This is a genomic window from Phycisphaerae bacterium (assembly GCA_012729815.1).
Taxonomy (GTDB): domain Bacteria; phylum Planctomycetota; class Phycisphaerae; order JAAYCJ01; family JAAYCJ01; genus JAAYCJ01.
This window is the reverse complement of sequence record JAAYCJ010000028.1, coordinates 1-6,791: the sequence shown is the minus strand read 5'-3', so window position 1 is coordinate 6,791 and position 6,791 is coordinate 1. Positions and strand designations below refer to the sequence as shown.

Here is a 6,791-nt window from a genome sequence, read left to right as displayed (position 1 = left end):
GAATGCGGCTGAGAATCGCATTGGAACATTCGAAATCGCCCGAAAGGTCCACCGCGGAATGAACGACGCAGCCCTGCACGTCGTCGATGCTCACTCCGTCGGCGGGCGCCTCGATCTGGACGTATCGAACCGGATGGAACGTAAAATGGGGCTCGCAGACCTCCTCGCCGCCGCCCCTGAGCACGTAGGAGGCCGTTTCGAGCGTTCCGGGATACGGCCGCTTTTCGACCAGCCCGGTATCCTCCGCGAGGTACTCGCTGTGCTGAACGATGATCCTGGCTCCGTGCGGCCCGCGGGCCCGCAGCCGCACCCATCCGCCGAAGCACTGCCCCATGTCGTACACACGAACGCCCGGCCGGACTTGCCGACAAGCGACGGGCTGCAGGGTCTGGATGACCTTCATGGCGGGCATCGTCTGGGATTCGAGCTTGCCGCCGGGCGACGGCCGGACCTCGGCGCGCTGCCATCCGGAGTCGTCGTAGCCGGCTTCCGTCCAGCCCGGCTTCTCCATCCGGCCGTCGTGGACTTCGCCGCCCGCAATGCTGTTGAAACGGATCGGGCCGTCGGACACCCGCCACTCCTGGTCCGAATGGAGGCTCAGGCGGCCGCCGTCCTGCAATTCCACGTTCAACTGCAACAGCAGCCGCGGCGAGTCGCCGTAGGCATAGATCGCGTCCGTCAGGTTCGGCTCGCTCGGCTGACAGTAGAACGTGTTTCCCAGCATCACGCCGATCGCATTGACGCCGGGCTTCAGCAGAGAAGTCACATCGTGCGTCACGTAGAGGATTCGCTGGTCGTAGTCCGTCGCGGCGGGATCGAGAACGTGATCGCCCACCCGTTGTCCGTTGATGAACGCCTCATAGCCGCCCAGACCGGAGATGTAGAGCCGCGCGCCGGCCAATCCGTCCGGCAAATCAAACTCCTTGCGCAACAGAGGCGAGGAAATCCCCCTGTCGCCGCCGATCCAGGTGCCCATCCCGTCTTGCTCGTCGAGAAGGCCCATCTCGAAAACGGCCGCGTCGCTCCACGGCCCGGCCTGGCCCTCTTCGTTCCAGCAGCGGACGCGCCAGAAACAGCGCTGACCGCTCCGAAGGGGACGGCCCCGATAGCACACTCCGGTCGATTGATCTGACTCCACCCGTCCGGTGTCCCAGAGGTTGCCCTTCCCGGCGGAGACGGCTTCGGGACTCGTGCTCACCAGAAGATGATACGCCGATTGCCGCGTGCCGCGTGCCTCCGATGCAAGCACCCAACTGAACCGCGGCGGAGGAACGTCGAGCCCCAAAGGACTGCTTTCATACTCGCAGCGGAGATCCTCGGCCGTCATCGTCATCGCGATTCCCTGGGCGATGTTGAAGCGTCTTGCGTCGCCGGCGTTTCGAGCACCGTTCCCGGCAGCAGCCACCGTTCGCCCCAGGTCAGGATCGCGGCGCGGTCCGGCGGAGTGGGCTCGATGACGGCGAACGCGAACTCGAACGGCCAGCGGCTGATTCGCGGCGGCGTCGGACAATGTCCCAGTTCGAGCAGGTGCGACGGCAGCATCATCCGCGGCCCAACGCGGCGAAACGCGTCGTTGACGTTCATGCCGTTGCACTGAACATGAAAGATCAGGACGTCCGGCGTCCGATCCGGCTGCATCTTCAGGACGTTGCTGTCGTCGCCGGTGTGATAGATCACCGCGTCGTTGGCCGAGGGCCCGCAGTCCACCTGGAACATCAGCATGTCGTTGACGCTGCCGGGGTGGTTGTGGTCGCCGATGTCGACCTTGACCCGCACCGTCCCGAAGCGGAATTCGGCGGGTTCGTCGACGATCGTGCTGCCCGCGTACCAGCGGGTGACGACGGGTTTCTTCGCTTCGATCATGGCGTCGAGCAAGAGCTGCGACCAGTGATCGGGGTGCTCGTGAGTGGCCAGCACAAAGTCCAGATCGTCCACCAGCCGCTCGGCGTGGCGGGAATGCACGTCGATGGCGAAACAGGCGTCCGGCGTTTTGAACACGTAGCCCATGTTGTACAGATACCACAACGCCAGGCCCTTCCTGACCCGCGTGGCGCGGATGTCCGCCAGCGCCCTCGCCGTCGCGTTGCCGAGGTAGTAGAGGGCCGGATGCTCCCGCTCCATCGCGTCGTCGATCTGGTCGGCGTTCGGCTCGGTCCACGCGTTGCTGTACCGGTCCCAGTCGGCAGGCGCCAGACGGTCACACGCAGCCTGGATGACCGCCATACGCCGGCGCCGCGCATCCCGGTTCGTCCCGTCGGGCGGATTGTGCTGGAGCCATTCGTAGACCTCATCCAGCGCGGCGCGGCTGGGAACAAACGCCGTCGTCTGCGCGGGCTTCGAGGTCGACGCATCTTCCGCCCAGACACAAGGCACAGCCGGCCACATCGCGACCACAGCCACGACGGCCGCTGCGCCTCGGAGCCGCTTCGGACAGGGCATGTCAGTCTCCCATGTTTTGAGCGTGACCCATGTTCCTGAACAAGTATAACCCGTCCTTGCCCGGAGCGACAATATCCAGCCGGCCGTCGCCGTCGATATCGACCACCTGAAACGAAATCCCGCAGCCGGTGGCCTGGCGGATCGGGCCGTAGTCGATCACCTGCTTGGCGAACCCCTCACCGGTCCACTTGAAATAGTAAAGACCGTACGGATCGTACTCGCCGGGATCGTGCCCGCAGTGGGCGCGGTAGCGTTTGCCCGTCACCAGTTCGCACTCGCCATCACCGTCGAGGTCGACCCACCACAGGTCGTGGTACTGGCTGTTGAACGGGTCGATCGGGTGCTTGATCCACGTGCGCTTGCCCTTGTCGATCCGCTGCTCGTACCAGTCGAGGCCGTAGTTGTGGCCCTGGCCGACGATGATGTCGTTGAGGCCGTCGCCGTTGACGTCGGCGACGAGAATGGGCACGCTGGCGCTGCCGAATTGGAACTCCTCGTGAAAGACCCATTGCCCGCCGAACGGGTCGGCCGGAGCTTCCAGCCAACCGTTGTTGAGGATAAAGTCCAGACGCCCGTCGCCGTTGACGTCGCCGCAGCCCAGGCCGTGGCCTTGGGGCTTGTCATGAACAACGTGCATGGCAAACTGGCCCGTCCCGCGCCCGCGGCCATCCGTGACGAGCTTGTAGACGACCAGCGGTCCGCCCGGCGTGTTCGGGACGATCTCGATGATCCCGTCGCCGTCGATGTCCCACGCCCGCGTCGACTCGATACTGCCGGTCTCGGCGATGACGTGTTCCGGCCATGGCTTGCCCGGATCGCCCTGTGGATTCTCCCGCCAGCGGAGCGTCTTGCCCCACCAGCCGCCGGTGATGAAATCCATATACCCGTCGCCGTTGATGTCCAGCCCGATCGTCGAAAAATCGTCGTAGTACTCGTTCTCCACCGGCAAGACGTTTCCGATCTTGCACTTGCGGTCGAAGTGCGGGCCCGGATACCAGTACGATCCGCTGACGATATCGAGCACGCCGTCGTTGTCCACGTCAAAGACGCCGGCCGATTCGTAGCGCTCGTCGGCAATGAGAACCTTCTGAAATCTCAGTGGCGGCATGGGTTGCTCCCAAATAGTAGAATCCTCTATCAGTTCGGGTGGATCACCTTTCTTCCTCTCAACGGCGCGTCCACAGGTCAACGTACTGCCGAACGACCTTGAGGTCGTCGAGGCCCTCAGCGGCGTCGCATGGCGGCGCCATCTCGCCCTTGCAGACCCTCACGAAATTGATCGCCTGCTGACGCATCGCATCGACCCACGGAAGGCTGGGAACGGTCCGTCGCGGCGTCTCGTCCCCGCCGGGATCGGTGAAGACCTCCACTTCGCCGGCCCGGTTCACCGCCATGGGAGTGGGAAGCCTCAGCCGGACATACCCGTTGGCGAAAGCGATCAGGACCGTTTCCTCCCACTCACGCGTGGTGCGATACGGTTCGAGTTCAATGACGCCGGGAACGCCCGTCCTGCTTTCAACGGCCATGAGCACGCCGGTCTTTTCCGCATAGGTCACGTGGTACGACTCGCCCAGGAAAAAACGCATCAGATTGATCTGATGGACATAGTTGTTGACGATATTCAGGTATTGCTTGTGGGCGTCGGCAGCAAGATCGGTCATGGGAGGTTCCGCGTTCAGCGGAGGCTTGGGGTCGCCGCCGTTCAGCATCCCGACGAATCCGCTGCAACCCCAGTCGCCTACCGGCATCGTGACGAACATGCGGATGTATCGCAACGATCCCATCTCATTCGACGTCCGCCATCGATCCACGATGGCCTTGGCGTGCATCGTTGCCGGGTCCGAACGTTTGTGATACGCCACCATGTGCCGGCAGCCGAACTCTCTGGCGGCGTTGACCAGCCCTTCGCCCGCCGAAACGGAAACCGCAAGAGGCTTTTCGGTCAACACGTTCCTGGCCCTCCGGTATACGTTGGGCAGCATGGCTGCGTGCTGACTGAAATGCTGGATGACAGCCACCCCGTCCAGCCGCTCCGTGTCCAACATCTCGACGTAGTCGCGGTATACGTGCGGAACTCCGTACCGTTCAGCGACGAGCTTGCCCGTCTTCTCCCGAAGGTCGGCGATGGCCACGACTTCACACTCCGGGATAGTCGCGTAGTTTCTCAGATGGGCCATCTGCCCCATCGACCCGACCCCGATAAATCCGATTCTCACTTTACCCACGGCGGCCCTTTCTCACACCAATCGTTCCCGTCACAGCCCTTGGTCCACTTGGACAAGGTGCGCCGCTGGTTTCTCCGTTGGTGCAACCCGTCAACGGCGGCTCCACAGATCAAGATACTCCCGCGCGACCTTCAGGTCCTCCAGCGCCTCAGCGGCGTCACACGGCGGCGCCATCTCGCCCTTGCAGACCTTCACAAAATTGATCGCCTGCTGACGCATCGCGTGGACCCACGGAAGCGTCGGCGTGATCCGCTCGGGCGTTGTGCCTTTGGCCGGGTCGCGGTAGATCTCCACGGCGCCCGGGCGATTGACGGCCAGCGGGGCCGGGAGCTTGAGCTTGATGTACCCCTTCTCGAAGGCGATCAGCGCCTGTTCCTCCCATTCGAGCGTCGTCTGGTACGGCGTCATCTCGATGACCCCGCAAACGCCCGAAGCACTCTCGACCGTCAGGATGACATCCGACTTGTCGACGAACCTCGCCTTGTACGGTTCGCCCAGAAAATGGCGCATGAGGTTGACCTGATGGATGTAGTAGTTCACAAAGGCCACGTATTTGCGTTGGACCTCCTCGGGCAGGTTCATGGGCGGTTCCTTCTCCAGCGGAGGCAGCTCGCCGCCGCCGTCAAGCCGCCCGATCATGCCGTTGGCCACCCAATCGCCCGAAGGCATGGTGATCCGGATGTACTTGAGCTTGCCCAGTTCGCCCGAGGCCTTCCACTGATCGATCACGGATTTGGCGTACTGCGTGGCCGGGTCCGACCGCTTGTGGTAGGCCACCATGTGCGTGCACCCGGCCTTCGCGGCGGCGTCCGCGAGCTTCCGCCCGGCCTCCGGCGACGCGGCGAGCGGCTTTTCCGTGATCACATTGGCAGCCCGAGGATACAGATCGGGAAGCAGCCCGGCGTGCAGAGTGAAGTTCATGATCGCCACGACCCCGTCGAGACGCTCGGCGTCGGTCATCTCCCGGTAGGAGGAATAGACCTTCGGCACGCCGTACCGTTCGGCGACCAGCTCGGCCGTCGGCCGCCGCACCTCGGCGATCGCCACGACCTCGCACTCGTCGTTCGTCACGTAGTTCCTCAGATGGGCCATCTGCCCCATGCTGCCGACCCCGACAAAACCGATCCGTACCCGTTCGCGCATGGCGATCCGCTCCTCGCCCGCCGTCGTTGGGCCGAAATTGCTCTTGCGATACCAGCGGATATCTGTAAAACTGTTCCAAATGACCATCATAAAGGCTTTTAACGGGACCACAATGGCCCGCGTTGCTTTTTATTGACGAAAATTGCTCATGGATATCGAGGCCTGCGAGTTCATCGCGTTGGGTGACCATCAGCCCTCCGGCCGGCGATGGTACATCAAACCGCACAGCCACCCGCAGGTGCACGAGCTGATCGTCGTGCACGAGGGCTCGCAACACGTGCGAATCGGCGGCCACGTGATCCGCGCCGAGGAGGGTGACGCGCTGCTCTACCGTCGGAACGTCGTCCACGAGGAATGGAGCGAGGGACGACTCCATACGTCGTTCATCGCCTTTCGCTGGCCCGAGCTGCCCAACCAACTGCCAACTCGATGGCACGACGCCGGCGGCAGAATCCGCATGGTATGCGATTGGATCCTCTCCCTGCGCAAACGACCCGGCCCATGGCCCGAAGCTCAGGCCCGCCTGCTCTTCCGAGCCGCGATGGCCCACGCGGTCGAACTGTGCCTCCATCCGCCGTCGGGTCTGATCGAACGGACACGCGACTACATCGCCGACCATATCGCCCGACCCATCCGACTCGAGGACCTGGCCGCCAACGTCGGCCTCAGCAAGTACCATTTCGTCCGGCGATACCGCGCCTTGACCGGACAAACCCCCATGCAGGCCCTGCGCCTCCAGCGGGTCCACCTCGCACGCGACCTGATCCTCACCACCAGCCTGCCCATCAAAGCCGTCGCCGACAAGACCGGCCTGGCAGATGCCTACCATCTCTGCCGAGTCTTCCGCAAATGCCTCAATCTCACCCCGGGACAGATCCGCAAACAGGCCGCCAGCCGAAACATCGATCACGCCTGACGCAACGTGCCTTCGCCGTCAAGCCGAACCGACCATCTTGAACCACCGCGTGAATGATCACTGGACAT

At 63.5% G+C, this 6,791-nt stretch carries 6 protein-coding genes; 1 reads left to right on the top strand and 5 read right to left on the bottom strand.

What is annotated here, in order from left to right; genetic code table 11:
• From GXY33_02300 to GXY33_02280, 5 genes are all read right to left on the bottom strand, one after another.
• Positions 1-1,333, bottom strand: a 1,333-nt coding sequence (locus GXY33_02300; protein NLX03955.1) for a family 78 glycoside hydrolase catalytic domain, incomplete at its 3' end; no start/stop codon positions are given.
• A complete protein-coding gene (locus GXY33_02295) occupies positions 1,330-2,439 on the bottom strand; it encodes an MBL fold metallo-hydrolase (protein ID NLX03954.1) in 1,110 nt (369 codons plus the stop codon). The genes GXY33_02295 and GXY33_02300, both read right to left, overlap by 4 nt.
• 1 nt (position 2,440) lies before the next feature.
• Positions 2,441-3,547, bottom strand: a complete 1,107-nt coding sequence (locus GXY33_02290) for a VCBS repeat-containing protein (GenBank protein ID NLX03953.1) — start codon at positions 3,545-3,547, stop codon at positions 2,441-2,443.
• Between the two features lie 58 nt (positions 3,548-3,605).
• Positions 3,606-4,625 carry a Gfo/Idh/MocA family oxidoreductase gene (locus tag GXY33_02285; protein NLX03952.1) on the bottom strand — a complete coding sequence of 340 codons (1,020 nt, stop codon included), beginning with the start codon at positions 4,623-4,625 and terminating at the stop codon, positions 3,606-3,608.
• A gap of 129 nt (positions 4,626-4,754) precedes the next feature.
• Positions 4,755-5,807, bottom strand: a complete 1,053-nt coding sequence (locus GXY33_02280) for a Gfo/Idh/MocA family oxidoreductase (GenBank protein ID NLX03951.1) — start codon at positions 5,805-5,807, stop codon at positions 4,755-4,757.
• Positions 5,808-5,955: 148 nt separating this feature from the next.
• Here GXY33_02280 and GXY33_02275 point away from each other — a divergent pair, with 148 nt between their 5' ends.
• On the top strand, positions 5,956-6,723 hold the full coding sequence (locus tag GXY33_02275) for an AraC family transcriptional regulator (protein NLX03950.1): 768 nt from the start codon (positions 5,956-5,958) through the stop codon (positions 6,721-6,723).
• The last annotated feature ends 68 nt before the right edge of the window (positions 6,724-6,791 follow it).

What these genes read in the sequence shown, in the direction of transcription:
- GXY33_02295 (NLX03954.1), bottom strand. Translation starts at nt 2,439, where the DNA reads ATGCCCTGTCCGAAGCGGCTCCGAGGCGCAGCGGCCGTCGTGGCTGTG.
- GXY33_02290 (NLX03953.1), bottom strand. Translation starts at nt 3,547, where the DNA reads ATGCCGCCACTGAGATTTCAGAAGGTTCTCATTGCCGACGAGCGCTAC.
- GXY33_02285 (NLX03952.1), bottom strand. Translation starts at nt 4,625, where the DNA reads ATGGGGCAGATGGCCCATCTGAGAAACTACGCGACTATCCCGGAGTGT.
- GXY33_02280 (NLX03951.1), bottom strand. Translation starts at nt 5,807, where the DNA reads ATGCGCGAACGGGTACGGATCGGTTTTGTCGGGGTCGGCAGCATGGGG.
- GXY33_02275 (NLX03950.1), top strand. Translation starts at nt 5,956, where the DNA reads ATGGATATCGAGGCCTGCGAGTTCATCGCGTTGGGTGACCATCAGCCC.